Genomic DNA, 24,020 nt, shown 5'->3' with positions numbered 1-24,020 from the left:
GTCGTACTGCTCGTACTGCCTGCGACGCAGCGCCTAGCCAGAACCGCTTCGCTGAGTTTTGTTGGCCGCTCTTAGGCCAGGCTTTTCAGTCCCAGGGCCGCAGCGCGGTCCGGTGCGGCGCGGGAGCGAGCGCGCCCATGCGCCCGGTGAGCTGCCCCACGATGGCCGCCTGCAGCGGCGGCAGGCGCCGAGCCAGCTGCAGCACGCCCTGGCGCAGCAGGCGCGGCACGGGCCGGGCATCGGTGTACAAGCGCACGATGGCATTCGTGCCCTGGTACATCGGCCAGGCATGGCGGTGGTGGGCGCTGGCATAGCGGGCCAGGGCAGCCCCGTGGCCCGGGTCGTGGCCCAGGTGGCGGCCTGCGACCAGAGCGCCGACCAGACGCTCCACGCCCGCAAGCCCGAGGTTGAAGCCATGGGCCGTCACCGGGTGCATGCCCACGGCCGCATCGCCCAGCAGCGCGCAGCGCGGCCCGGCAAAGCGCCGGGCATACACGCCGACCAGCGGGTAGGCATGGCGCTGGCCCTCCAGTGCCATCGGTCCCAGCCGGTGCTCGAACTGGGCCTGCACCTGCACGGCAAAGGCCTCGGGCGACAAGGCCATCAGGGCAGCGGCATCGGCGGCCCCGGCCGTGACCACCACCGAGCACACGGGCTGGCCATCCGGGGCGTCGGGCAGGGGCAGGATCGCCAGCGTGCGCTCGTAGCCAAAGCATTCGTGGGCCGTGCCGCCATGGGGCAGTGCATGGCGCATGCGGCAGACGATGACCGTGCGGCCGAAGTCGGTGATGTCCGCGCCGATGCCCAACTGGCGGCGCGTGGCCGAAAAGCGGCTGTCGGCCGCCACCAGCAGGGGTGCGCGCAGCTGCAGCGTTTGCGAGGCGCCCGTGCCCTCGGCCGGGGCCAGCGTGCAGTCGAGTTCGGCATGGTCGGCATCGGTGACGACCCGGTGCACCTGCGCGCCGCTGAGAATGTGCACGCCCGCCGTGCGCGCCGCCACTGCATGGGCCGTGCGCCGCAGCGCGTGGTTGGAGACGATGGCACCCAGGGCCTGCGCGCCGCCGGTGTGCAGCTGCAGGGGGCCGTGGCGGCCGAGCGGGCCATCGTGCACCTGCGCCTCGCAGATCTCCCCACGCTCATGCGCCTGCAGGCCGGCCCAGGTGCCCAGGCGCTGCAAGGTGGCCACGCTGGGGTGGGTGAGCGCGATCTCGCGGCCATCGGGTGCTGGGTTGGCCAGCGCCGCCTCGGGCTGCTGCTCCACCACCGTGGTGCTGAAGCCGGCCTGCGCCAGGGCAATGGCGAGCGAAAGCCCGGCGGGGCCGCCGCCCACGATGAGAACGTCACTTCGGGAAGTCATGGCATTAGGACGCATCCGCTGTGGATGCGTGCCCATTGTGCTGCCCCCGTGCCAGCAGGGGCTTTGCCCTGGGTCAAGCCTTGCGCGACTTGCTGGATGCCTTGGCCGGCTTTTTCTTCTTGCCAGCACCCGGCTTGCCGCCGCCGCGCAGGTGCAGCACCCAGGCCACCAGCAGCCACAGGAAGGACAGCGGCACGGAATACGCAGCTACTGCGGCCAGCGACAGCGGCGGTGCCGTGATGGAGCGTGGGTTGGCAATGGTCTGCAGCAGCTGGCGCGTGCCGTCGCCCAGCACTGGAGTGCCCTGCACACCGCCCGTGCGCGACATGCGTGCCGCCATGAAGAGCATGAACTCCATGAGCAGCGCGCCGATCAGGAAACAGGCCACCAGGCCCAGCAGTTGCGCAAAGGCCCGTCGGTCGCCCTTGGCCAGGAAGAAGAGGGCGGACAGCACGACCAGGGCGAGCAACACCCAGACCAGGATGGGCCAGGCAGACATGAGCAGGGGCATCGGGAATTCGGGTCGGCAAGAACAGGCTACCGATCATAGGCCTGCAGGCCGGGTCCTATCGGTTTTTCATGGTGCGTCGTATAACCCGCAACGCACGGTACTGGCGTGGCCAAGGCCAGTGCCCCCGCGCAAGGGCCGCCCCGCCGCGGAGGCGGCGTATCCAGCGCTTGCGCTGGGGGCGTCCCCTTAAAGGGGGAAGGCGCGAAGCGACTCAGGGGGTCTTCCGTATGAAATCCGCCACGGCGCGCAGCACTGCCTCGTCCTGCAACAGCTTGCGGTGGCCCAGCCCGTCGGTGGCCAGCAGCTGCGCGCCCGCGATGTGGTCGCGGTAGGCCTCGCCATCGGCAAAGCGGTTGATGCGGTCGCCCCGGTCGTGCACGACCAGCGTGGGCAGGGCGATGCGTGGCCCCACGGCCTGGGGTTCGAACTGGGGCATGAGGATGCCTTCGCGCGCCTCGATGTGCCGCTCCATGGCGGCGCGCGTGGTCTCGGTCAGGCCGAACACCTGCGCGAACAGCCGGGTGTACTCGCGCGGCGATGCCGGCGGTGCCAGCAGCACCAGGCGGGCGGCGGGCAGGCCCCGGCTCGCCGCATGGGCCGCTGCGTTCGCCGCCAGCGAGTGCGCCACGACGGCAGCCAGCGTGTCGCCCCGGGCCTGTAGGCGCGCCGTGGCGTACTCGATGGCGCGGGCAAACTGCGGCAAGTTGCTCACCCGCCCCCGGCTGCCGCCGTGGGCGGGCAGGTCCACCAGCACGGGGCGCATGCCGCGCGCAGCCAGGGCCTCGGCCAGGGCCAGCATGTGCCGCGCGTGCCCGCCCCAGCCGTGGGACAGCAACACCACCGGGCCATCGGCGGACAGGTTGCTGCGGGTGTAGAGCGTGATCTCCGCATCCTCGAAAGGCCAGCGCTCTGCTTGCCAGCCTGCGGCGGGCGGGGCCCGGTGGCCGCTCTTGCGCAAGGGCAGGGGCGTGCCGAAGAGGCGGTAGGCGCTGCGCACGGCAAGCCGGGGCCACAGGCGCTGCGCCGTGCCCAGTGCCAGGCGCACCAGGCGCATGCCGGCATGCGCGCCGTAGAAGTTCGAGGTGGCCTGCAGGGCAGTGGATTGGCTCATGGTGGGGCTCCGGGACAAGTGGAAGGGGTGGGCGGCCGGCGGCGGGTCAGTAGAAGACCCAGTCGCGGTTGCTGCGCGGAAGGCCGTCAATTGCCCTGCGCAGCGCATGGAGGGCGCCCGCGATGACGGCGATTGCCGCAATGCCACAAAGGATCAGCATGGGAATTTTATTTCTTCGCACGGTTGTGCGAAATTTGGACGAACAAATAGCAAAGGTTTCCACGGCATGCACCGGGGTGTCAGGCGGTCTGGTAACTCTTGACGAGGCGCGCCCAGGACGCCTCGGTGCGGTGCGGTGCCTGGGGATCGCGCAGGAAGCGGACGTCGTGCAACAGGCCCATCAGCATGGAGTAGATCTCCGCGACCAGTTGGTCGGCCGGGGTGCCGACAGGCAGGTGCCCGGCCTCGATGGCCTGCAGCACGGTGCGGCGCAGCGCGGCGCGCCAGCGCGTGATTTCGGTGTGCAGCAGGTCCCGGAGCTCGCCGCTGCGGTCGTCGAGTTCGAAAGCGCCGGCGATGTAGATGCAGCCCGTGAAGGCCTCCACATCGCGCGTGCGGGCGATCCAGCGGCGCACGATCTCGTTCAGGCGGGGCAGGCCCTTGGGCTGCTGCATGGCGGGCACGAACACCTGGGCCAGGAAGCTGCGGCCGTACTCTTCGATCACGGCCTTCTGCAGCGCCTCGCGCGAACCAGCACGTGAGAAGACGCCGCTCTTGGACAGGCCCACCCGGTCGGCCACGGCCTGCAGGGTGATGGATTCGAGCCCGTCGGCCGCAGCCACATCCAGCGCGGCGCCAATGATGGCGGCGCGCGTGAGCTCGGCTTTCTGAGTCTTGGCGTCCATGGTTGAAATTTAGCACAACTGTGCTAAAAACAAAACAGCCTGTTCCTGCATGGCCCTTCCGGCAGCGAGAGTTTTTCCTACGGCGACTGGCGGCCATGGGCAGTAGAGTGGGCCCTTTGTAACCGCCAAAGGACCAACCATGCGCGTGGACATCTATCGTCGGGCCGAAGCCGAGGGCCGTTTTACCCACCTTGCCGTGCCGGAAGGAAGGCGCATCCCGGAGGAAGCGACCAACACCGACTGGGACACGGAGGTGAAAGGCCAGGACCTGGACGAAGAAGCCGAGCGCTGGGAGCACTACGGCATCGTCAAGCCCGGCGCCCAATTCAAGGAAAAAGGCTACGCCATCACGGGCCTGCACGAGCCGGAAGGCGACTGATATCGGCTGCTTGCGCAGCTGGTTGCCCGTGCAGGTTTGACAGGACTGCCGCAGCAGCGCACGGCCCTTCTGGGGCGTGACCGGGAGCGGGTGTCAATCCGGAGACGATGCGCCGTGGCACGCAGGGGCCAGCGCTGGTACGCTGCGTCGCCATGGAGACAAAAAATATCCCCCCTTTCATTCCGCAGATCCGCCTGTACCAGGACTGGCTGCGCGACCAGCGCGGCCTGGCCTTCGACAGCTACGACGCGCTGTGGCGCTGGTCCACCACCGAGCTCGATGCCTTCTGGCACAGCGTCTGGGACTACTTCGAGATCGAATCGCCCGCCCCGCCCACCGTGGCGTTGGCACGCAACACCATGCCGGGGGCCGAATGGTTCCCAGGCGTGCGGCTCAACTACGCACGCCAGGCGCTGCGCCATGTGCAGGCGGCCCATGCCGCCGGCCTGCCGGCCATCGTCAGCCGCAACGAGAAAGGCCAGCACCGCGAGCTGGCCTGGCCCGAGCTGCGCCGCCAGGTGGCCTCGCTGGCGCTGCACCTCAAGGCCCACGGCGTGCAACCGGGCGACCGCGTGGCCGCCTACCTGCCCAACATCCCCGAGGCCATGGTGGCCATGCTGGCCACGGTGAGCATCGGTGCCGTCTGGAGCATCTGTGCGCCCGACATGGGCACCAACGCCGTGCTCGACCGCTTTCGCCAGATCGAGCCCAAGGTGCTGATCGGCGTGGACGGCATCACCTATGGCGCCCGCGACCACGACCGCACCGGCGTGCTCACCGAGCTGCGCGCGGCCCTGCCCAGCGTGCAGCACGCCGTCCTGGTGCCCAACCTCGACGCCGGTGCCACGCTGCCCGGCTGGTCCGACTGGGCGGCTGATGTGGCCGCCAGCGGCGCGGCGGTCGATGCCTTCGAGCCCGAATGGATGCCGTTCGACCACCCGCTGTGGATCGTCTACTCCAGCGGCACCACCGGCCTGCCCAAGCCCATCGTGCACGGTCACGGCGGCATGGTGCTGGTGGCGCTGCAGCTCAAGGTGCTGCACAACGACATCGGCTGCAGCTACGAGGCCAACAGCTTCGGCGAGCGCTACCACTGGTACAGCTCCACCGGCTGGGTGATGTGGAACGCCCAGGCCAGCGGCCTGCTCTCAGGCACCACCTGCGTCATCTACGACGGCAACCCGGGCGGCAGCAAGGACCAACCCGACTGGGGCACGCTGTGGCGCTTTGCGGCCGAGACGGGGGTGACCTTCTTCGGCGCGGGCGCGGCCTTCTTCGCCAACTGCATGAAGTCGGGGCTCGCGCTGGCCGACTGTGGCGACCTCTCGCGCGTGCGGGCCCTGGGCACCACGGGCTCCCCGCTCTCGCCAGAGGTGCAGGCCTGGGGCACGGCGCAGTTCGCGCGCATCGGCACGCCGGACATCTGGTGGAACAACATTTCGGGCGGCACGGATTTTTGCGGTGCCTTCATCGGCGGCCACCGCGAGATGCCCCAGGTGCCCGGCGAAATGCAGTGCCGCATGCTGGGCGCCGCCGTGGAATCGTGGAACGCCCAGGGCGAGCCGGTGAAAGACGAGGTCGGCGAGCTGGTCTGCGTGCAGCCCATCCCTTCCATGCCGCTGTACCTGCTGAACGATCCGAAAGGCGAACGCTACCTCTCAAGCTACTTCGACATGTACCCGCCCGGCCATGGCCGCCGGCCCGGCGGCGGCGACACGGGGCCTGAGGCCGGCGCCGTCTGGCGCCATGGCGACTGGCTCAGGATCGATGGCCGCACGGGCGGCTGCATCATCTACGGTCGATCCGACGCCACCATCAACCGCCACGGCCTGCGCATGGGCACGAGCGAGATCTACAGCGCGGTGGAGGCCCTGCCCGAGGTGCTCGACAGCATGGTGGTCGACCTCGAATACCTGGGCCGCGAAAGCTACATGCCGCTGTTCGTGGTGCTGCGCGAGGGCGTGGCGCTCGACGAGGCCATGCGCCAGCGCCTGAACAACGCCGTGCGCACCGCACTGAGCCCACGCTTCGTGCCCGACGACATCTTCCAGGTGCCCGAGATTCCGCGCACCCTGAGCGGCAAGAAGCAGGAGCTGCCCATCAAGAAACTCCTGCTGGGCCAGCCCATCGAGAAGGTCGTCAACAAGGACGCCATGGCCAACCCGGGTTGCCTGGACTGGTATGTGGAGTTTGCCAACCAGCGAGCCGCGGGCGCGACCTAGGGGTAGGGGAAGCCAGCCTCTGAGGAGGCACGGCGCAGGCCAGTGCCCCCGTGCGAGGGCCGCCCCGCCGCACCGGGGGGCGTCCCCCTTTCAGGGGGGATGCTGCGAAGCAGCTCAGAGGGTCAGTCGAGCTTTGCGCCCGACTGCTTGATCAAACGCTCCCACACCGGCCGCTCCTTCATGTACGCGGCCTTGAACTCGGCTGGCGAGCTGGCCTTGGCCTCGAAGCCCATGCCCGCGATGCGCTGTGCCACGTCGGGCAGCTGCACGGCCTTGCGCACTTCGGCTGCCAGGCGTTCCAGGATCGCCGGTGGCGTGTTCGCCGGCGCGGCAAAGGCCAGCCAGCCGGCCACGCGGTAGGCCTCGTCGGTCATGCCCTGCTCGGCCAGCGTGGGCACGTTGGGCAGGATGCCCATGCGCCGCTCGCCTGTCACGCCCAGCGCCTTGAGCTTGCCGGCGTCGATGTGCGCCTTGGCCACCAGGGCGCTGGCGTAGGCCATCTGGATCTGGCCGCCGATCAGGTCCTGCACCATGGGCGCCTCGCCCCGGTAGGCCACGTGGCTCATGTCGGCGTTCTGGGTCAGGCTCATGTAGGCGCCGGCCAGATGCGGGTAGGCGCCCGTGCCGTAGGAGCCATAGGCCACCTTACCCTTGTTGGCGGCGGCGTACTTGAGCAGTTCGGGGCCGGTGCTGACCGGTACGCTGGGGTGGGTGACCAGCACCAGCGGGGCGATGGCGATCTGGTAGATCAGCGCCAGGTCGCGCTGCGGGTCATAAGGCAGCTTTTCGTAGAGGAACTGGTTGGTGAGCAGCGAATTGCTCAGGCCCAGCACGATGGTGTAGCCATCGGGCGCGGCCTTGGCGACAGCATCGGTGCCGATGATGCCGGCCGCGCCCGGCTTGTTGTCGATGACCAGGGGCTGGCCCAGGCCGACTGCCATCTTCTCGGCGAGCACACGGGCCAGCACGTCGGTGGCGCCGCCCGGGGCAAAGGGCACGATCACCTTGATGGGTTTGGTGGGGTAGGCCGGCTGCTGGGCCAGCGCGGCCGTGCCAGCGAGGGTGCCGAGGGCCAGGGCGGCTGCGCCGAGCCAGGTGCGCCGCTGGAGGGTGGAAGGGGAAATGGGCATGGTGTCTTGTCTCCTGGAATCGTTATCGGTGGTCGCTCGGTGAAAAAATCTCAGGCCCCGGGTGGTGACAGCGCTACCTGCACCTTGACGGGCAGGGGCTCCAGCACCTGGCGCAGGCGTTCGCACAGTGCCTGTGCATTCAGGCCTGCCGTGGCGGCATCGACGGTGACACGCACGGCGCTCTCGCCCTCGGCCTGTACGGCGGGGCGCCCGGTCACGGCAAGCTCGGTGCACACGCCGTCGACCAGCGCCTGCACGGTCTGGCAGGCGGCCTGCAGGCGCAGGGCGGGCTTGTAGATCTTGCCCACGTTGGTCACGGGCATGGTGTCCAGCACAGTGATGCGGCGCGGCCGGGCCACGGCCTCGTCCACGCCTGCACTGGCGAAGTCGAGCAGCTCGGCCTCGCTGGCCTGCTGGCCCGGCACCAGCGTGGCGAACACCACGGGCAGCTCGCCCGCATAGGCATCGGGCGCACCCACGGCAGCGCACAGTTGCACGGCGGGGTGGGCGCCCAGGGCGTCTTCGATCACCTTCGGGTCGATGTTGTGGCCGCTGCGGATGATGAGGTCCTTGGAGCGCCCGCTCAGGTGCAGCCGGCCATCGGCATCGACGAACCCCAGGTCGCCCGTGGCCAGCCAGCCGTCGGCGGTGAAGGCCCTGGCCGTGTCGGCCGCATCGAGAAACCCCGAGAACAGGTTGGGCGAGTGAAACAGCACCATGCCCGGCTGGCCGGGTGGCATCTCCTGGTCCGAGGCATTGCCCTGCGCATCCAGCGCCACGATGCGCAGCCGCACGTACGGCAGGCGCCAGCCCACGCAGCCCGCAGGCGCGTTCACGCCCGGCGGCGTGATGGTGGAGATGCCCGCCATCTCCGTCATGCCCAGGCTCTCGTGCACATGCAGGCCAAAGAGGCGCGTAAAGCGCGCCGCGAGCTCGGGCGCCAGCACCGCCGCACCGGTGCGGCAGTAGCGCAGGGTCGAAATGTCGGCGCCGTCCAGTGGCACATTGGCCAGCGCGGCCAGCACCGTGGGCACGGCCGACAGGTAGGTGCAGCGGTAGCGCTCGGCCAGGCGCCAGTAGTTGGCGATGACCTGCCGGTTGCGGAACAGCCCGGTGGTGGGGATGATGGTCTCCACCCCGGCCGAGAGCGCGGCCAGCGCGCCGGGCAGCACGCCGGCCACGTGGAACAGCGGGTAGCCGTTGATGCCCGCGTCCTCGGGCCGGATGCCCTGCATCTGCACGCACGCCCAGGCCGTGAACACCTGCGCGCCATGGCTGTGCCGCGCGAGTTTGGGCGCGCCCGTGGTGCCGCCGGTGTGGAAGTAGGCCGCGATGTCGCCGGCCACGATGCGCCGCCCGCTCACCAGCCGGTCATCGGGCTGGGCGCTGCGGCTGGCAAAGTCGATCACGCCCTTGGGCAGGGGGCCGGCCGCGCCTGGGGCCTCGCCGTGCGGCGCCACGCGCAGCACGGTACGCAGCGTGGGCACCTGGCCGAGCAGGCCCATGGCCTTGGTCCAGAAGCCCGAGTCGCCGTCCTCGCCATAGGCGATCAGCACCTTGGCGCGGGCCAGGGTCATCATGGACGCCAGCTTTTCGGGCGTGAGCAGCGGGTTGAGCGGCTGCACGATGCCGGCCGCCTCGCCGCCCCACAGGGCCAGGTGGTATTCCAGGCAGCCGGGCAGCAACACGGCCACGGCGTCGCCGGGCGCAACGCCCAGGTCGTGGAGGAGGTTGGCCGTCTGGTGGATGCCGGCCAGCAACTGCGCGTACGACCAGCGCACGGGTTCGTCCGCCGGGTCGGCCGTGGGCAGAAAGCTCAGCGCCGTCTTGTCGCCAAAGGCATGGGCCGAGTTGCAGAAGATCTCGTAGGTGCTCTGCACCGGCAGCGCCTGGGCCAGCGGCAACGCTTCCAGGCGCTCCACGTCCTGCAGGCTGCGCACGGGGAACGCTGGCGCGAAAGGGGGTGACAGGGGCGGGCGCGCGTGCGCAGTACTGATGGTGGCCGTCATGGAGCAGGGGCCCGCATGCCTGCCGCGGCAGGGTTGAGGCCGGGCGACTGTGCGCTCCTGGCAGTGTGCATGGTGTTGTCTCCTGGCAAATCGGGTCCATCCTGAAAAACAGGTGGAGAGGCCATTGTTGGTGCGCGCCGATTTTTTGACAATCCTATAAAAGCATGGACACTCTGTTCAAGAATATTTGACAGTCCATGGAGTCCCGCTGCAGGGATTGCCCCGGCCCTCCTTCTGCCGGGAGAAATGCGGGGTTGGTCGGTCGGCCCGTCGGGCCGGGCCGCACTCGCGCGGGTGGTGTGCCTACAGGGGCGGTGCGCGCAGCCGCCCATAATGTGGCGTCACCACTTTCCCTGGCGCGACCGGAGCGCTCCCGACATGACCACTCCCCAACCCCATCCCAAGCGCTTTTCGATGATCCGCGAGTTCCACCTGGCCGACTGGTTCACGCTGGGCAACGCGGTGTGCGGCGTCGGTGCGCTGTTCTCGGCCATGACCTACCTGGCGACCGGGGATGTGCTGCACGTCTACTTTGCCGCCGCCCTGGTGCTGGCGGCACTGATCTTCGACGTGCTGGACGGCCGCATCGCGCGCTGGCGCCAGAAGAGTTCGGCCATGGGGCGCGAGCTCGACTCACTGGCCGACGTGATCTCGTTCGGCGTGGCGCCCGCCATCATGGCCTATGGCTGCGGCATGCAGGGCCTGTACGACCGCGTGGTGCTGGCCTACTTCGTGGCCTGCGGCGTCTCGCGCCTGGCGCGCTACAACGTGACGGCCGAAACGCTCTCGGGCGACGACGGCAAGGTCCGGTACTTCGAGGGCACGCCCATCCCCACCTCCATCGTCCTCGTGGCCCTGCTGGCCCTGGCCGGCTACATGGGTGCGCTCGGCGAGAACCTGTGGTTCGGCAAGGTGCTGGTCGGCGGTTTCACGCTGCATCCGCTGGTGCTGCTGTTTGCGGTTTCCGGCTCATTGATGATCAGCCGCATCCGCATTCCCAAATTCTGAACAACCCCCTGAGTCGCTTCGCGCCTTCACCCCTTCTCTCGAATGGCTGCGCCATTCGGGAAGGGGGACGCAGCCAGCGCGGCGGGGCGGCCCTTGCGCGGCTGCCCTGGCTTGGGCAGCGCCATTGCCGATGCTGCGCCCCGTAAGGTCGCCCGGGATCGCCGCACAAGACTTTCAGGGTACTGCCGGCTTGCGATTGACCAGCACAATCCCCACCGCCACCAGCGCCAGGGCGACCACCAGCCCCGTGGTCACCGGCTCGCCCAGCCACCAGGCGCCGAACAGCAGCGCGAAGACCGGCGTCAGGAACACGAACACCGAGATGCGGGTGGCCGGGTAGTGGGCCAGCATCCACATCCAGGCCAGGTAGCTCACGAAGGCGCCTACCAGGGCCTGCACCAGCAGCGAGCCCCAGGCAAAGGCGCTGAAGTGCCAGGTCCAGGTCTCGCCCAGCGCCAGGGACAGCAGGGGCAGCACGGCGGCGCTCACGCCCACCTGGTAAAAGAGCTGCTTGGCCGGGGCCACGCGCGCCAGCGGCGTGGTGCGGATGACCACCGTGGTCAGCGCCCACATCAGGCCGGCGGCCACGCCCAGCAGGTCGCCTAGCCAGGCCTGGGGCATGGCGGCATTCGCCGATCCGACCATGCCGTCGCCCAGGGCCAGCCCCACGCCCACGAAGGCCGCGGCCAGGCCCAGCCACTGCCAGCCGCGCAGCCGCTCGCCGGGAATGAAGTGCGGCAACAGCAGCGCCACCCAGAACGGTGCGCCGTACAGGAACACCGTGAGCCGCGAGGCGCTGGTGTACTGCAGGCCCAAATAGATGCAGGCGAACTCGCCCGCGAACAGGGCCCCGGCCAGCAGCCCGGCGCGCAGGGCGCCTGCGGGTTCACTGCGGCTGGACAGGGGCACGCCGCGCCACAGGCACCATGCGGCCACGGCCAGGGCGGCCAGCACGAAGCGCACGAAGGCCTGGAACACCGGGGCCACCTCGGCCACCGTGGCCTTGACCAGCACCTGCTGGAAGCCCCAGAACATGCAGCAGGCAAGCAACAGGCCGACGGCCAGGGAATCGAGGTGGGTTTTGCGGGCAGTGGACATCGGTCGATTATGGAAGGGGTGCGCCAGCACTGCAGGCCGCTGCCTGGCGCGGGCCTGATACGCTCCGAGACAGGGCATTTGCGGGCCCACGGTACACTTTGCGGCTTCTTTACCTGTTTTTGCGCGCTTCTTCTACCAACCTCCCATTTCATGGCCTTTTCCACGGCGGCCCAGGCCCGCACCCGCTTCGACCTCAAGAGCGCATCGCTGTCCGTCGTGGCCGTGCTGCTCAAGACCACCGATGCCACGCAGTTCGCTGCCGATCTGGTCGAGCGCGTGGCCGACGCCCCGGGCTTTTTCGACAACGATCCGGTGCTGATCGACCTGGCCCTGGTGCGCGAGTCCGAGGAAACCATCGATTTCGCCGCCATCGTCGCCGTGCTGCGCGAACACCGCACCCTGCCCGTGGCCGTGCGCGGTGGCAGCGCCGCCCAGATGGACGCCGCGCGCGCCGTGGGCCTGGCGGCCGTACCCGATGCGCCCCCGGCCCGTGCCGAGGCGGCCGCAGCCCCCGAACCGGAGCCCGAGGCGCCGGTCCAGGTGCAGGAAGTCATCCGCGAGGTGGTGCACGAGATCGAGGTGGTACGCGAAGTGCCGGTGGCCGGCCCCGGCACCATGGTCATCGACAAGCCGCTGCGCTCGGGCCAGCAGGTCTATGCGCGCGGCGCCGACCTGGTGGTGCTGGCCATGGTCAGCTTTGGCGCCGAGGTGATTGCCGATGGCAACATCCACGTCTACGCCCCGCTGCGCGGGCGCGCCATCGCTGGCGCGCGCGGCAACACCGAAGCACGCATCTTTTCCACCTGCATGGAGCCGCAACTGGTCTCCATCGCAGGCATCTACCGCACGACGGAGACCGCACTGCCCGACGACGTCGCGGGCAGGCCGGCCCAGGTGCGCCTGGAAGGCGAAAAGCTCTTCATCGAGCCGCTGCGCAATCCCGTTCGTATCAACCCCAGAGAGATTCAATAAACCCATGGCCAAAATCGTCGTCGTGACCTCCGGCAAGGGTGGTGTGGGCAAGACCACCACCAGCGCCAGCTTTGCCTCCGGCCTCGCCATGCGCGGGCACAAGACTGCCGTGATCGACTTTGACGTCGGCCTGCGCAACCTGGACCTGATCATGGGCTGCGAGCGCCGCGTGGTGTACGACCTCATCAACGTGATCCAGGGCGAGGCCAACCTGAACCAGGCCCTCATCAAGGACAAGCAGTGCGATAACCTGTTCGTGCTGGCCGCCAGCCAGACGCGCGACAAGGACGCCCTCAAGCAGGACGGCGTGGAAAAGATCCTCAAGGACCTCGCCGAAATGGGCTTCGAGTACATCGTCTGCGATTCGCCTGCCGGCATCGAAAGCGGCGCCCTCATGGCCATGCACTTCGCCGACGAGGCCTTGCTGGTCACCAACCCCGAAGTCTCTTCGGTGCGCGACTCCGACCGCATCCTGGGCATGCTGGGCAGCAAGACCAAACGCGCCATCGAGGGCGGCGAGCCGATCAAGGAGCATCTGCTCATTACGCGCTACAACCCGAGCCGCGTCGAAGACGGGCAGATGCTCTCGCTCGAAGACATCCAGGACATCCTGCGCATCAAGCTCATCGGCGTGATCCCCGAATCCGAGGTGGTGCTGCAGTCGTCCAACCAGGGCACGCCCGCCATCCATTCGCAGGGCAGCGACGTCTCGGAAGCCTACAAGGACGTGATCGATCGTTTCCTCGGCCAGACCGACAAGCCCCTGCGCTTCATCGACGCGGAGAAGCCCGGCTTCTTCAAACGCCTGTTCGGGAGCAAGTAAGCCATGGCATCCTTCCTTTCCTTTCTTCTTGGTGAAAAGAAGAAGACGGCCAGCGTTGCCAAGGAGCGTCTGCAGATCATCCTGGCGCACGAACGCAACGGCCGCAACGCCTCCGAGCCCGACTACCTGCCCGCGCTGCAGCGCGAACTGGTGGCCGTGATCTCCAAGTACGTGAAGATCAACCCCGAAGACCTCAAGGTGCACCTGGAACGCCAGGACAACCTGGAAGTGCTCGAGGTCAAGATCGAGCTGCCCGACACCGTGCGCTGAGGTCTCGCGCCGCTGTCGTGCGGCGAGCATTCTTGAGGAGGAGATCGGCGCATGCTGTCCCATGTCCATATCGGCGTGAACGATTTCGAGCGCGCCCTGGCCTTCTATGGCCCGGTGCTGGAGCGTCTTGGCCTGGTACAGCGCTTTTGCGAAGCGCAGGTGCCCTGGGCCGGCTGGCAGGTGCCCGGCGTGGCGCGCCCGCTGTTCCTCATCGGCCGCCCGTTCGACGGGCAGGCCGCCAGCCCCGGCAATGGCGCCATGAACGCGTTGCTGGCGGATGACCGCACCACCGTGGACGAAGTCCATGCCCTGGCCCTGCGCCATGGCGGCAGCTGCGAAGGCTTGCCTGGCCTGCGGCCGCAGTACCACGCGAACTACTACGGGGCGTATTTCCGCGACCCGGATGGCAACAAGCTGTGCGTGTGCTGCCACGGTGCGGCCTGAACAGCCTCCTGGCCGGTTTATTGCTTAATATTAGGGTAATCCCTAATGTGAGGCAGTCCCGTGGACGAATCCTGGAAATCCAGCTGGCAGCGCGCACGCAACCATGAAGGTGTCACGCGCGGGGCGCGGGCCTTCTGCGCGCTGGCCGCCGTGCTGGCCTGGGGCTGGTGGGCCGGCTGGCAGGCCGAGCTGATGCCGGTGCTGCTGGGCGTGATCGCCAGCGCCCTGACCGAAACCGACGACAGCTGGCGTGGCCGCCTGCGCGCGCAGCTGCTGGCGCTGGGCTGCTTTGGCCTGATGGCGCTGGCGGTGTGGGCCACGGTGGCCTGGCCCTGGGCGCTGATGGGGGTGCTGGCGCTGTCGGCCCTGGCGTTCACCGTGCTGGGGGCGCTTGGCGAGCGCTACCGCGCCATTGCCTTCGGCTCGCTGGTGCTGTTCATCTATGCGGCCCTGGCCGCCCACACCAGCCGCGCCGGGGCAGCGCAGGCGACGCCGCTGATGCTGGCCGGTGCCGCCTGGTATGGCCTGGTGTCGGTGGCCTGGGCCGGGGCCATGCCGCGCGCGCCGGTGCGCTTTCGCCTGGCCCGGCTGTATGCGGTGCTGGGCGAGTACCTGCGCCTGAAGGCCCTGCTGCTGGAGCCCGTGCGCGACGTGGACCTGGAGCGCCGGCGCATGGCGCTGGCCCTGCACAACGGGCGCGTGGTGGATGCCCTCAACGCCGCCAAGGAAAGCCTCATGAGCCGCATGGGTCGGGGCCAGCGACCCGCCTGGCTGCAGACCGCCATGCACCAGTACCTGGCCGCGCAGGACGTGCACGAGCGCGTGAGCTCCTCGCACGAGCACTACGACCTGCTGGCCACGGCGTTCTTCCACAGCGACGTGCTGTACCGCTGCCAGCGCGTGCTCACGCTGCTGGGTGAGCAATCGCTCAAGCTGTCGCTGGCCATCCAGCAGCAATCGCTCCCGCAGCACGGGGGCATGACCTCCCGCGCCATCGAGGACCTGCAGGCCGCCATCGCGCACCAGGATGGCATTGCCGCTGACCTCGTTGGCACGCAGGGGGCGGCCTCCATGGCCCGGCCCCTGCGCTCACTGCATGCCCTGGGCCACAACCTGGCGGCCATGGCCGGGGTGTTTGCGGGTGCCCTGGCAGGCGATGCCGCCGCCCAGGGCGCCGCCGACCATGCCCTGCTCGACCGTGAACCGCGCAGCCTGCGCGATGCCTGGGGCCGCGTGCGTGCGCAGCTGCACGCGCAGTCGCCCTGGCTGCGCCACAGCGTGCGCCTGGCCCTGTCGCTGCTGGCGGGCTTTGCCCTCATGCAGGCCACCAGCGACCCGCACGGCTACTGGATCCTGCTGACCATCGTCTTCGTGAGCCAGCCGCAGTACGCGGCCACGCAGACGCGGCTCCTGCAGCGCGCCAAGGGCACAGCCATCGGCCTGGCCATGGGCTGGGCGGCGATCCAGCTGTTTCCGGGGGCGCTGGTGCAGGCCGCGCTGCTGGTGTTCGCCGGTGCGGTGTTCTTCGGCGCGCGGCACACCCGCTACGTGCTGGCCACGGCTGCGGTCACCACCTTGCTGCTGCTCGGTTTTCACCAGATGGGCATGGCCCAGGGCGTGATCCTGGCGCGCCTGCTGGACACCGCCGCCGGCTGCCTGATCGCGGCCGCTGCCTCCTGGCTGGTGCTGCCGCACTGGCAGTCGCGCCAGTGGCCGCGGCTGGCGGCCCAGGTGCTGCAGACCCAGGCCCTGTATCTGCGCGCCATCCTGGCGCAGTACCACGGCGGCAAGCGCGACCACCTGGAATACCGCCTGGCGCGGCGCAATGCGCACAATGCCGATGCCGCGCTGTCCAACTCCTACAGCGCCATGCTCAAGGAGCCGCGCAGCGTGCGCGGCAACGTGGAGGTGGTGGCCAACTTCCTGCGCCTGTCGCACACCCAGCTCAATTACCTCTCGGCCCTGGGTGCGCAGCGCGGGGGGGCCGGGGCGGATATGGACGCGGCAGACGAGGAGATGGCCAGCGCCCTGCTGCTGTCGCTGCAGCAACTGGCTGAAAAGCTGGAGCAGGCCCAGCAGGCCAGTGGTGCGCGAACCGGCAAAGCGCCTGCAGCGCCGGCCGTGGCACAGGTGCTGCAGGAGTTCGGCCCCACCGGCAGCGCGCCGCCCCACGCTCCGGCCCGCAGCCTCATGGCCGCTCAGCTGGCGCTGGTGGGCAAGGTCTTCCCGCAATTGCAGGAGCAGGCGCGGCAACTGGTGGAGCCGCCGCACGGCCGGGCCGTGTAGCGTGCAAGCGCCTTGCAGCGTCAGCGCGAATGCTTTGCGAACTTGGCAGCGAAGGCCTGCGCAATGCCCAGCGAGCGCCGGCCGGGCACCAGTGTGGCGCGCTGGCCGGCGGCGATGCTGCCGGGTTCGTCCACCGCCAGGTAGTAGCCGCAGCAGCCCGCCAGCGCCATCGCGCGGCTGGCCTGGGCAAAGCCCATCACCGCGTTGAACTTGAAGCAGGGCTCGCGCGGTGCGGTCACGCGCAGCACGCAATCGGGGAAGTGCAGGGTGTCGCCCACGAAGATCTCGTGCTCCAGCGGCCCGTCCACGGTCAGGTTCTCGCCCGCGAAGCCCGCAGGCAACACTTCATCGAACAGGCTCACACCATGCTCGCGGCGCTGCGCCTGCCAGAACGCGTAGTGTGCGGCGGGGTAGGCATACACGGCCTTGTCCAGGCCGCCATGCACGCTCGGGTCGGCCTGCTCGTCGCCCTCAAGGCCCAGGCGGTGCACGGCCACGGGGCCCTCGACCGGGTGCTTGCCGATGGCGGTGAGCACGCTGCGCTCTCCCACCTTCAGGCGCCGGGCACTGCCCGTGTTGATGCTGCGCACCTGCATTCGGCGCTCACCAGCCCCACAGTAGGCGGCCGGCCACCCAACCCCTGGGGCCGCCGTCCTGCTGGACCTTGACCCACTCGCTGCGCCGCTCCAGGGTGCGCAGCACCTCGCCGTTCTCCGCCGTCCCCAGCACCCGGCTGCGCGTGCTCGGGGCACTGCGGATGTTGGCACGGGGGCTCTTGACGATGTGGTGAGGCGTCTTGCCCACCAGAGGGCGGTGGACCCAGCCGGTGTCTCTTTCGAAATCGCGCACCTTCAGCCAGTTGCCGCTGCGCCCGATGACTTCCAGTGGAAAGCCCCGTCCCAGCGTGAACAACGCTGGATGCCGGGTCCCGGCACCAGCGCGCAGGTTGATCTCGGGCTTGGCCACGCTGACCATGTTGCGCGGTGGAGCCGCCTGGGCGGATGTGGCCAGGACCAGGCCGATGAGACAGGAGGCGAGAAGGCGACGGGGCAGTGACATGGGGCTCCAGTGCAGGCAGGGCGGGCCCGGCAGCGCCCTCAGGCATGGGTTGGTGCCTGGTGCGGCCGGAAGCGATCCGGCCATTCTTCCAGCTTCGCCGTGCATGTCAAAACCCCGGCGCATGCCGCAGCGGGATGCGTGGGCTTGTGGCACACCAGCGGTCTACAGCGGATGCTCGGTGTAAAAGCGCCCGCCGTGGTACAGCAGCGGGGGCACACCGGCACGGTGGCTGCAGCGCTCGACCTCGCCCACGAAGATCAGGTGGTCGCCCTCTTCATAGCGGCTGCGGTTGAAGCACTCGAAGCTGGCGGCCGCGCCATCGAGCACCGGGGCGCCGTTGATGCCGGCATGGTGTTCCACGCCCGCCCAGCGGTCGATGCCGCGTGTGGCAAAGCGCTCGGCCAGCGACTTCTGGTCTGCGGCCAGCACGTTGATCGCGTAGTGCGCGCCGTTGGCAAAGGTGGGCATGGTGCTGGCGCCGCGCGACAGGCTCCACAGCACCAGCGGCGGGTCCAGCGAGACAGAGTTGAACGAGCTGGCCGTGAGCCCCACCAGCGTGCCGTCCTCGTTGCGCGCCGTGACGATGGTGACGCCGGTGGCAAACATGCCCAGCGCATCGCGGAACTCGCGGGCGGAGAAGCTCGGGGGCCGGGCAAGGGCAGGGCGGGGCAGGGGGCGGTTCACAAAGGGCAGGCGCAGGGGCCGAAAAAGGGCAGGGGGCCATTATGGGCTGCATGCCACGGCCCTGTTGCGGCCGGGGGCGCTGCAGGTGTCGCGCATGCGGGGCCTGGGGCGTGGATGTCCTGACCGCCGTCCGGGGTTAAAAACACCTCGGCTATCATGAACCGACCCTTGCCATGGCAGGGATTGCGCAGGATACCCATGGCACTTCTCCCCCATTTCTCCACCCTGGGCAGCGGGCATACCGTGCTCATGCTGCACGACGCCGATGGTGGCCACCTGACCTTTGCGCCCCAGGTCGAAGCCCTGGCCAGCCTGGGCTACCGGGCCGTGGCCTGGGACATGCCCGGCTATGGCAACAGCGCCCCCATCGAACCCTATGGCTTCAAGGGCCTGGCCGAAGCCTGCATGGCGCTGATCGATGCGTTGCAGTGCGGCCCCGTCACCTTGGTCGGCCACGGCATGGGCGCCATGGTGGCGCTGGAGGTGGCCGTGCGCCAGAGCGCCCTGGTGCGCCGCCTGGTGCTGTGCGCCGGCGGCCCCGCCCTGGATGCGCAGGCCGTGGCGGACTGGGTGGAGCCGCGCCTTGCGGCCCTCGACGCCACGCAGGGCGACATGCAATCGCTGGCCCAGGCCCTGGTGCCGCAGTTCACCGGCAGCGGCGCGCTGCCCGAAGGCGTGCGCCTGGCCACCCATGCCCTGTCACAGGTGTACAGAGGTTCCTACCGGCGCGCGCTGCAGGCGCTCTCCACCTTCGACCGCAGTGCCGGCGTGCTGGGCCGGCTGCACATGCCGGCGCTGATCATCGGCGGCGCGCAGGACCGCTGCACGCCGCCCGCTGCGCTGCAGGCCCTGGCCCATGTGCTGCCCGATGCGCGCCACCTGAGCCTGCCGCATGCGGGCCACTGGCCGCAGCTCGAAGACCCCGACGGTTTCGATGGCGCGCTGGCGGATTTCCTGGCTTCCTCGCGGGTTCTGCATTGACACAAGGCCGTTCGGGTTCTTCCGTTGCGTTGCAGGCACCGGGCTGGTGGGGCCCGGCGCTGGCGGGTACCTTGCTCGTGGCCTTGGCCGCAGGGGGCCTGTGGATGGCGCCGCGCAGCGGGGTGGAGCGTGGAGCGAGCGCCCAGCGGCCCACGCCCGCACAGACGACCCTGGTCACCGCAGCACGGAATGCCGCCAGCCTGCCGGCGGCAGATGCCGTGGTGCCAGCGCCCGTGGTGGCGGCTGCCCCCGTGGCAGAACCCAGTGGACCCGGGGCCTGCGCGCTGTTCCTGCAGCGCCTGCCTTCGGTTTCGCGCACGCAGTGCGAGGAAGCACTGCTCACGCCCAGCGGCTCCGTGTCGGCCCATGGCGTGCCCCTGTTCTGGCGCGACGTGCCTGCGCCGGTGGTGCGGGGTGCCGCCGATGCACCGCTGCGCGTGCTGATTGCCGGCGCCATCCATGGCGATGAACTCACGGCTGCGGCGCTGGCCCTGCGCTGGATCGCCCTGGCCGAGCAGAGCGAGCGGCCGGTGCACTGGCGCTTCATCCCGGTACTCAACCCCGATGGCCTGCTGGCCAAGCCGGCCACGCGCACCAATGGCCGTGGCGTGGACCTGAACCGCAACTTCCCCACCCCCGGCTGGGAGAAGGATGCGCCGCTGTACTGGGACAAGCGCACCAAACGCGACCCTCGTCGCTTCCCCGGCAAGTCACCGCTGTCCGAACCCGAGTCGCAGTTTCTGCACGCGCAGATGGCGGCCTTCCGGCCGCAGCTGATCGTGAGCATCCATGCGCCCTATGGCGTGCTCGATTTCGACGGCCCGCTGTCGCCGCCCGAGCGGCTGGGCCGCCTGTGGCTGGACCAGGTGGGCATCTTCCCGGGCTCGCTGGGAAACTACGGCGGCGTGCACCGGGGCATGCCGGTGGTCACCATCGAGCTGCCGCATGCGTTGAACATGCCGGCGGATGCCGAGGTGCGCTCCATGTGGCAGGACCTGCTGCGCTGGATGGGCGAGCACTGGACTGAGGCCCAGGCTCCCGAGCCCAGACCGTGAGTAAGCCGGCCGCTGCTGCTGCGGCCGGTCCCGCTGCGTTCAGGAGGTGGCGAGGGTCGCTCTGCGGGGCCGTGCGGCCCGCTCGCCCAGGAAGCCGAAGTGCATCGCCGGCTGCTCGCCGCTGATCAGCTCGGCCAGCGCCTTGCCCGAGCCCGCGCCATGCGTCCAGCCCAGGGTGCCGTGGCCGGCGTTGACCCAGAGCTTGCCCACGCGGGTGCGGCCGATGAAGGGGATGTTGGTCGGGGTGGCGGGGCGCAGGCCCGTCCAGTACTGCGGGTTGCCGCCCTGCTCGGGCGTGCGCGTGTCGCACACGCCGGGCAAGATTTCCTCGATGCGGCGCGACAGCATGTGGCAGCGGGCCTTGGCCAAGGGGGAGTCGAGTGACAGGTCGTAGCCGCCCAGCTCGATGGTGCCGGCCACGCGCAGCACATTGCCCAGGCGGCTCATGGCGATCTTGCGGCCGTCGTCGATGGTCGAGACCGAGGGCGCCGCCTCGGGGCGCAGCAGCGGGAAGGTCGCGCTGTAGCCCTTGCCGGGGTAGATCGGCAGGTCCACGCCCACCGTGCGCAGCAGCGGCGCACTGTAGGAGCCGCAGGCCACCACGACCGCATCGGCCTGGAGCAGGAAGTCCTTCTTGAGGCCATTCGCGCCACTGCGGGCCATGACGGCCACCGAATCGATGGTGTCGCCGATCTTGTTCAGGCGCAGCACGTCGTGCCCGTACAGGAACTGCACGCCGCGCTCCGCGCAGCGTTTGGCCAGGGCCTGGGTGAACACGCGGGCGTCGCCGCTCTCGTCGGTGCTGGTATAGGTGCCGCCGGTGATGTGATCGCCATAGGCCTTGAATGCCGGCTCGATCTGCAGCAGCTCTTCCTTGCTCACCAGGCGACGCTGCACACCATGCTTGCGCATCAGCTCCACCGCGTGGCCGGCATCGTCGAAGGATTTTTGGTCGGTGTAGAAGTGGGCAATGCCGCGTTCGAGCCGGTTGTAGTCGATGCCGGTGGTGGCCACCAGGTCCTTGAGCGCGGCATGGCTGTAGGCGCCCAGCGCCACGATCTGCTGCACATTGCGCTCGAAGGCCCTGTCATTGCACTGGGCCAGGAACTTCAGGCCCCAGCGCCATTGCTCCCAGTCGAGCTGGGGGCGGAACAGCAGCGGCGCCTCCTTGTCGAACATCCACTTGAGCGCCTTGAGCGGCGCCTCCCGGTTGGCCCAGGGCTCGCAGTAGCTCACCGAGATCTGGCCGGCGTTGGCGAAACTGGTCTCCAGCGCCGCATCAGGCTGGCGGTCGACCACGACGACCTCGTGGCCGCGCTCCAGCAGGTGCCACGCGGTGCTGATGCCGATGATGCCGGCGCCCAGGATGATGGTTTTCATGGATGGCAGTGTGATCCACATTGCGTTCTACTAAAAGCAAAATTAAACTCAATCCAAACGCATCAGTCTGTCTAATGCAAGCAGTGCCCACAAGGCCACCCTTGCACCCGTTTGCCGAGATCCCCGCCATGAGCACCTACGACCCCGCCGCCCTGGAATGTCTTGCCGCCATCGTCGAAGAGGGCGGTTTCGAGCGCGCCGCCCAGCGCCTGAACGTCACGCAGTCGGCTGTCTCCCAGCGCCTGCGTGCGCTGGAGGCCCAGGTGGGCTCGGTGCTCATCGTGCGCAGCCGGCCGCTGCGGCCGACCTCGGCGGGGCAGTTGCTGCTCAAGCACACCAAGCAGATGCGCCTCTTGCGCGCCGACCTGGAGCGCGACCTGCAGGAGCTGGCCCCCAGCGCCCCCGGTGCCACGCGCGAGGACGAGCGCATCTCGATCGCCATCAATGCCGACAGCATCGCCACCTGGGCCATGGGCGCGCTGCACGAGCTGGTGGGCCAGCGCCTGCCGCTGGAAATCATCGTCGACGACCAGGACTTCACGCAGGAGTGGCTGCGCTCGGGCCAGGTGCTGGGCTGCGTCACCACGCTCAAGCAGGCGCTGCGCGGCTGCAAGATGGTGCCGCTCGGTGCCATGCGCTACGTGGCCGTGGCATCGGCCGAATTTGCCGCGAAGCACCTGCCCCATGGGCTCACGCCGCACAACTTCCGCGAGGTGTCCTTTCTGTCGTTCAACCGTAAGGACGACATGGCGGCCGAGTTCGTGGCGCGCACCTTTGGGCTCAAGCGCGTGGCGCTCAACCACCTGTTCGTGCCCAGCACCGAGGGCCAGATGCGCGCCGTCGCCGCTGGCTGGGCCGTGGGTGTGGTGCCCGAGTTGCTTGCGCGCGGGCCCATCGCCGACGGCAGCATGGTCGACCTCGCTCCCGGCCATGCCCTGCCCATCCAGCTGTACTGGCACTGCTGGAACCTGGAGTCGGTGGTGCTCGATGCCCTGACCGCCGCGCTCACGGCCACGGCTGCAAAAACGCTGACCCAGCCGTGAACTACAAGCCCGGGGCTGTAAAAGCAGTCAACAGGGGGTAACCCGCACGAAATGGCACTCCCCGCAGTGGGGCGGCACGATTCCTGCAGACTAAAACGTGAACGGCGTAGTTGTATTGCAACTTTGTCATTTATTTTTTTACTGCAATGTATAAGATGGGGTCCATGTCCACCACCACGCTACAACCCAAAGTGTCCTTCAAGGAGCAGATGCATCAGGCTCGGGAGGGCGCGATCCTCCAGTCGGCCTGTCGCCTGCTGGGTGAAAAGGCCTTCGACGCCATGACCATGGACGATGTCGCCAATGCGGTGGGCATCGCCAAGGCCAGCCTGTACAAGCACTTCTGCAGCAAGGAAGAGCTGTGCAGTGCCGCCATGGTGCAGATCCTCGCGCGGGTGCGTACCTACCTGAGCGCGCTTCCGGCCGAGCTGCCAGCGCACGAGAAGCTGCGCGCCCTGGTGCGCTGGTCGCTGGAGCGCCTGCTGACCAACGAAATGCCGCTGCTGCCCAGCCGCAACTCCACGCTGCGCGCCGTGCTCATGGCCGACAAGGATTACCTCGACGGCCTGGTCACCGTGAGCGACCAGATCGGCGAGTGGATCGTGCAAGCCCAGGCACAGGGCGTGATCAACCCCACGCTGCCCCCGCTGGTGGTTCTGTACACGCTGTACGCACGCGCCTGCGATCCAGTGGTGACCTTCCTCAAGGAAGGCGGCCAGTACTCCGACGCCGAGATCGTGGACCTGGTGCTGCGCACCTGCTTCGATGGGCTGGTCTCGAGGTGAAGTGGTGGTGACTGCACGCGAAAACGCCCGGCATTCCGGGCGTTTTGCATGAGGGGGCGGCGCATGCCGCCGCCAACTCAGCGCACCAGCAACACCGGCACCTTGCAGTGCGCCAGCACCTGCGTCGTGACGGAGCCCATGACCAGGGTAGCGAGCGCACCATGGCCGTGCGAGCCCATCACCAACAGGTCGTATCGGCCGGAGTCCGCCACCTTGGCAATGGTTTCACCGACCTGACCGACCTTGACGATGGTCTTGGCCTGCACGCCCTGGCGGGAGATGAACTTGAGCACCGGGGCCAGGATCTTGTCGGCTTCCTCGGCGTGGTAGGTGTCCACGGCTTCCTTGCCCAGGGCCGAACGGGCGCGGGCGGGCAGGGGCGCCTGCACGGTAAGCACCGTGTAGTTGTGCTTGGGGCCCAGCAGTTCCTCGTGCGCAGCCAGGTAGGCGAGCATTTTCTTGGTAAAGGCGCTGCCGTCGACAGCGAGCAGGATGTTCATGCGAGTTCTCCTTGTTGGAATGGCCAGACCAGAGTGGCCAGGGTAAGGGGCGCCGGCGATTGTTGTCT

At 68.9% G+C, this 24,020-nt stretch carries 25 protein-coding genes; 12 read left to right on the top strand and 13 right to left on the bottom strand.

Annotated elements, in window-relative coordinates:
* Positions 1-85: 85 nt before the first annotated feature.
* The 5 genes from ubiM to ASE28_RS12240 all read right to left on the bottom strand — a co-directional run bounded on the left by ubiM (position 86) and on the right by ASE28_RS12240 (position 3,824).
* Positions 86-1,357 (bottom strand): 5-demethoxyubiquinol-8 5-hydroxylase UbiM, encoded by a 1,272-nt coding sequence (gene ubiM, locus ASE28_RS12255; protein ID WP_235516111.1) that lies wholly within the window; start codon positions 1,355-1,357, stop codon positions 86-88.
* A gap of 73 nt (positions 1,358-1,430) precedes the next feature.
* The gene (locus ASE28_RS12250) at positions 1,431-1,868 is read right to left on the bottom strand and encodes a hypothetical protein (protein WP_057266779.1); all 438 of its coding nucleotides are present in this window, start codon (positions 1,866-1,868) and stop codon (positions 1,431-1,433) included.
* 211 nt (positions 1,869-2,079) lie between these two features.
* Positions 2,080-2,979 (bottom strand): alpha/beta fold hydrolase, encoded by a 900-nt coding sequence (locus tag ASE28_RS12245; RefSeq protein WP_057266778.1) that lies wholly within the window; start codon positions 2,977-2,979, stop codon positions 2,080-2,082.
* Positions 2,980-3,025: 46 nt separating this feature from the next.
* Positions 3,026-3,202, bottom strand: coding sequence for a hypothetical protein (locus ASE28_RS32010; protein WP_157421955.1), 177 nt, complete (start codon positions 3,200-3,202; stop codon positions 3,026-3,028).
* Between the two features lie 16 nt (positions 3,203-3,218).
* Entirely contained in the window at positions 3,219-3,824 is a 606-nt protein-coding gene (locus ASE28_RS12240; RefSeq protein ID WP_057266777.1) for a TetR/AcrR family transcriptional regulator, read from the bottom strand.
* A 139-nt stretch (positions 3,825-3,963) separates the two neighbouring features.
* On the opposite strand from ASE28_RS12240, the gene ASE28_RS12235 reads away from it, so the two are divergent.
* Positions 3,964-4,203: a DUF6139 family protein gene (locus tag ASE28_RS12235; protein WP_057200323.1), complete on the top strand. Its 240-nt coding sequence runs from the start codon at positions 3,964-3,966 to the stop codon at positions 4,201-4,203.
* A gap of 152 nt (positions 4,204-4,355) precedes the next feature.
* Positions 4,356-6,425: an acetoacetate--CoA ligase gene (locus ASE28_RS12230; RefSeq protein ID WP_057267282.1), complete on the top strand. Its 2,070-nt coding sequence runs from the start codon at positions 4,356-4,358 to the stop codon at positions 6,423-6,425.
* Between the two features lie 122 nt (positions 6,426-6,547).
* Here ASE28_RS12230 and ASE28_RS12225 read toward each other — a convergent pair whose 3' ends face one another.
* Both ASE28_RS12225 and ASE28_RS12220 read right to left on the bottom strand, forming a co-directional pair.
* Positions 6,548-7,555 (bottom strand): tripartite tricarboxylate transporter substrate binding protein, encoded by a 1,008-nt coding sequence (locus ASE28_RS12225; RefSeq protein WP_082604022.1) that lies wholly within the window; start codon positions 7,553-7,555, stop codon positions 6,548-6,550.
* 50 nt (positions 7,556-7,605) lie between these two features.
* Positions 7,606-9,477, bottom strand: coding sequence for an AMP-binding protein (locus tag ASE28_RS12220; protein WP_369818160.1), 1,872 nt, complete (start codon positions 9,475-9,477; stop codon positions 7,606-7,608).
* Positions 9,478-9,942: 465 nt separating this feature from the next.
* On the opposite strand from ASE28_RS12220, the gene pssA reads away from it, so the two are divergent.
* Positions 9,943-10,572, top strand: coding sequence for a CDP-diacylglycerol--serine O-phosphatidyltransferase (gene pssA / locus ASE28_RS12215; protein ID WP_057266775.1), 630 nt, complete (start codon positions 9,943-9,945; stop codon positions 10,570-10,572).
* A 174-nt stretch (positions 10,573-10,746) separates the two neighbouring features.
* On the opposite strand, the gene ASE28_RS12210 is transcribed toward pssA, so the two are convergent.
* A complete protein-coding gene (locus ASE28_RS12210) occupies positions 10,747-11,670 on the bottom strand; it encodes a DMT family transporter (RefSeq protein ID WP_057266774.1) in 924 nt (307 codons plus the stop codon).
* A gap of 150 nt (positions 11,671-11,820) precedes the next feature.
* On the opposite strand from ASE28_RS12210, the gene minC reads away from it, so the two are divergent.
* Genes minC through yccS form a run of 5 tightly spaced genes read left to right on the top strand, consistent with a single transcriptional unit; the run spans position 11,821 to position 16,465 of the window.
* Positions 11,821-12,642 carry a septum site-determining protein MinC gene (gene minC, locus ASE28_RS12205; protein ID WP_057200318.1) on the top strand — a complete coding sequence of 274 codons (822 nt, stop codon included), beginning with the start codon at positions 11,821-11,823 and terminating at the stop codon, positions 12,640-12,642.
* 4 nt (positions 12,643-12,646) lie between these two features.
* Positions 12,647-13,465, top strand: coding sequence for a septum site-determining protein MinD (minD, locus tag ASE28_RS12200; protein ID WP_057200317.1), 819 nt, complete (start codon positions 12,647-12,649; stop codon positions 13,463-13,465).
* A 3-nt stretch (positions 13,466-13,468) separates the two neighbouring features.
* Positions 13,469-13,735 (top strand): cell division topological specificity factor MinE, encoded by a 267-nt coding sequence (gene minE, locus ASE28_RS12195; RefSeq protein WP_056163087.1) that lies wholly within the window; start codon positions 13,469-13,471, stop codon positions 13,733-13,735.
* Positions 13,736-13,786: 51 nt separating this feature from the next.
* Positions 13,787-14,179 (top strand): VOC family protein, encoded by a 393-nt coding sequence (locus tag ASE28_RS12190; RefSeq protein ID WP_057266773.1) that lies wholly within the window; start codon positions 13,787-13,789, stop codon positions 14,177-14,179.
* A gap of 60 nt (positions 14,180-14,239) precedes the next feature.
* Positions 14,240-16,465, top strand: coding sequence for a YccS family putative transporter (gene yccS, locus ASE28_RS12185; RefSeq protein ID WP_057266772.1), 2,226 nt, complete (start codon positions 14,240-14,242; stop codon positions 16,463-16,465).
* A gap of 20 nt (positions 16,466-16,485) precedes the next feature.
* Here the strand turns inward: yccS and ASE28_RS12180 are convergent, their stop codons facing one another.
* The 3 genes from ASE28_RS12180 to ASE28_RS12170 all read right to left on the bottom strand — a co-directional run bounded on the left by ASE28_RS12180 (position 16,486) and on the right by ASE28_RS12170 (position 18,208).
* Positions 16,486-17,061: an MOSC domain-containing protein gene (locus ASE28_RS12180; RefSeq protein ID WP_057266771.1), complete on the bottom strand. Its 576-nt coding sequence runs from the start codon at positions 17,059-17,061 to the stop codon at positions 16,486-16,488.
* Between the two features lie 7 nt (positions 17,062-17,068).
* A complete protein-coding gene (locus tag ASE28_RS12175) occupies positions 17,069-17,524 on the bottom strand; it encodes an SH3 domain-containing protein (protein WP_057200313.1) in 456 nt (151 codons plus the stop codon).
* Between the two features lie 162 nt (positions 17,525-17,686).
* Positions 17,687-18,208: a flavin reductase family protein gene (locus ASE28_RS12170; protein ID WP_057200312.1), complete on the bottom strand. Its 522-nt coding sequence runs from the start codon at positions 18,206-18,208 to the stop codon at positions 17,687-17,689.
* Positions 18,209-18,406: 198 nt separating this feature from the next.
* On the opposite strand from ASE28_RS12170, the gene ASE28_RS12165 reads away from it, so the two are divergent.
* Positions 18,407-19,189, top strand: coding sequence for an alpha/beta fold hydrolase (locus ASE28_RS12165; protein WP_057266770.1), 783 nt, complete (start codon positions 18,407-18,409; stop codon positions 19,187-19,189).
* A 77-nt stretch (positions 19,190-19,266) separates the two neighbouring features.
* A complete protein-coding gene (locus ASE28_RS12160; protein ID WP_369818188.1) occupies positions 19,267-20,244 on the top strand; it encodes a M14 family zinc carboxypeptidase in 978 nt (325 codons plus the stop codon).
* Between the two features lie 39 nt (positions 20,245-20,283).
* Here the strand turns inward: ASE28_RS12160 and ASE28_RS12155 are convergent, their stop codons facing one another.
* On the bottom strand, positions 20,284-21,624 hold the full coding sequence (locus ASE28_RS12155) for a D-amino acid dehydrogenase (RefSeq protein ID WP_057267280.1): 1,341 nt from the start codon (positions 21,622-21,624) through the stop codon (positions 20,284-20,286).
* Positions 21,625-21,752: 128 nt separating this feature from the next.
* Between ASE28_RS12155 and ASE28_RS12150 the strand changes: the two genes are divergently transcribed.
* Positions 21,753-22,667, top strand: a complete 915-nt coding sequence (locus tag ASE28_RS12150; RefSeq protein ID WP_057267279.1) for a LysR family transcriptional regulator ArgP — start codon at positions 21,753-21,755, stop codon at positions 22,665-22,667.
* Positions 22,668-22,831: 164 nt separating this feature from the next.
* Entirely contained in the window at positions 22,832-23,452 is a 621-nt protein-coding gene (locus tag ASE28_RS12145) for a TetR/AcrR family transcriptional regulator (protein WP_235514256.1), read from the top strand.
* A gap of 77 nt (positions 23,453-23,529) precedes the next feature.
* Here the strand turns inward: ASE28_RS12145 and ASE28_RS12140 are convergent, their stop codons facing one another.
* Positions 23,530-23,952, bottom strand: a complete 423-nt coding sequence (locus ASE28_RS12140) for a universal stress protein (RefSeq protein ID WP_057200308.1) — start codon at positions 23,950-23,952, stop codon at positions 23,530-23,532.
* Positions 23,953-24,020 lie beyond the last annotated feature (68 nt).

The organism is Acidovorax sp. Root219, from assembly GCF_001428665.1.
GTDB lineage: Bacteria > Pseudomonadota > Gammaproteobacteria > Burkholderiales > Burkholderiaceae_C > Acidovorax.
The sequence above is the reverse complement of the archived record's forward strand: the minus strand, read 5'-3'. Positions and strand labels throughout refer to the sequence as shown.

Bases quoted from the DNA above. Each gene is read 5' to 3' on its own strand.
- ASE28_RS12240 (WP_057266777.1), bottom strand. From the start codon at position 3,824: ATGGACGCCAAGACTCAGAAAGCCGAGCTCACGCGCGCCGCCATCATT.
- ASE28_RS12150 (WP_057267279.1), top strand. From the start codon at position 21,753: ATGAGCACCTACGACCCCGCCGCCCTGGAATGTCTTGCCGCCATCGTC.
- minD (WP_057200317.1), top strand. From the start codon at position 12,647: ATGGCCAAAATCGTCGTCGTGACCTCCGGCAAGGGTGGTGTGGGCAAG.
- ASE28_RS12145 (WP_235514256.1), top strand. From the start codon at position 22,832: ATGTCCACCACCACGCTACAACCCAAAGTGTCCTTCAAGGAGCAGATG.
- ubiM (WP_235516111.1), bottom strand. From the start codon at position 1,357: ATGACTTCCCGAAGTGACGTTCTCATCGTGGGCGGCGGCCCCGCCGGG.
- pssA (WP_057266775.1), top strand. From the start codon at position 9,943: ATGACCACTCCCCAACCCCATCCCAAGCGCTTTTCGATGATCCGCGAG.
- ASE28_RS12225 (WP_082604022.1), bottom strand. From the start codon at position 7,555: ATGCCCATTTCCCCTTCCACCCTCCAGCGGCGCACCTGGCTCGGCGCA.
- ASE28_RS12230 (WP_057267282.1), top strand. From the start codon at position 4,356: ATGGAGACAAAAAATATCCCCCCTTTCATTCCGCAGATCCGCCTGTAC.
- ASE28_RS12210 (WP_057266774.1), bottom strand. From the start codon at position 11,670: ATGTCCACTGCCCGCAAAACCCACCTCGATTCCCTGGCCGTCGGCCTG.
- ASE28_RS12250 (WP_057266779.1), bottom strand. From the start codon at position 1,868: ATGCCCCTGCTCATGTCTGCCTGGCCCATCCTGGTCTGGGTGTTGCTC.
- ASE28_RS12190 (WP_057266773.1), top strand. From the start codon at position 13,787: ATGCTGTCCCATGTCCATATCGGCGTGAACGATTTCGAGCGCGCCCTG.
- minC (WP_057200318.1), top strand. From the start codon at position 11,821: ATGGCCTTTTCCACGGCGGCCCAGGCCCGCACCCGCTTCGACCTCAAG.
- minE (WP_056163087.1), top strand. From the start codon at position 13,469: ATGGCATCCTTCCTTTCCTTTCTTCTTGGTGAAAAGAAGAAGACGGCC.
- ASE28_RS12235 (WP_057200323.1), top strand. From the start codon at position 3,964: ATGCGCGTGGACATCTATCGTCGGGCCGAAGCCGAGGGCCGTTTTACC.
- ASE28_RS12140 (WP_057200308.1), bottom strand. From the start codon at position 23,952: ATGAACATCCTGCTCGCTGTCGACGGCAGCGCCTTTACCAAGAAAATG.
- ASE28_RS12175 (WP_057200313.1), bottom strand. From the start codon at position 17,524: ATGTCACTGCCCCGTCGCCTTCTCGCCTCCTGTCTCATCGGCCTGGTC.
- ASE28_RS12165 (WP_057266770.1), top strand. From the start codon at position 18,407: ATGGCACTTCTCCCCCATTTCTCCACCCTGGGCAGCGGGCATACCGTG.
- ASE28_RS12180 (WP_057266771.1), bottom strand. From the start codon at position 17,061: ATGCAGGTGCGCAGCATCAACACGGGCAGTGCCCGGCGCCTGAAGGTG.
- ASE28_RS12245 (WP_057266778.1), bottom strand. From the start codon at position 2,979: ATGAGCCAATCCACTGCCCTGCAGGCCACCTCGAACTTCTACGGCGCG.
- ASE28_RS12155 (WP_057267280.1), bottom strand. From the start codon at position 21,624: ATGAAAACCATCATCCTGGGCGCCGGCATCATCGGCATCAGCACCGCG.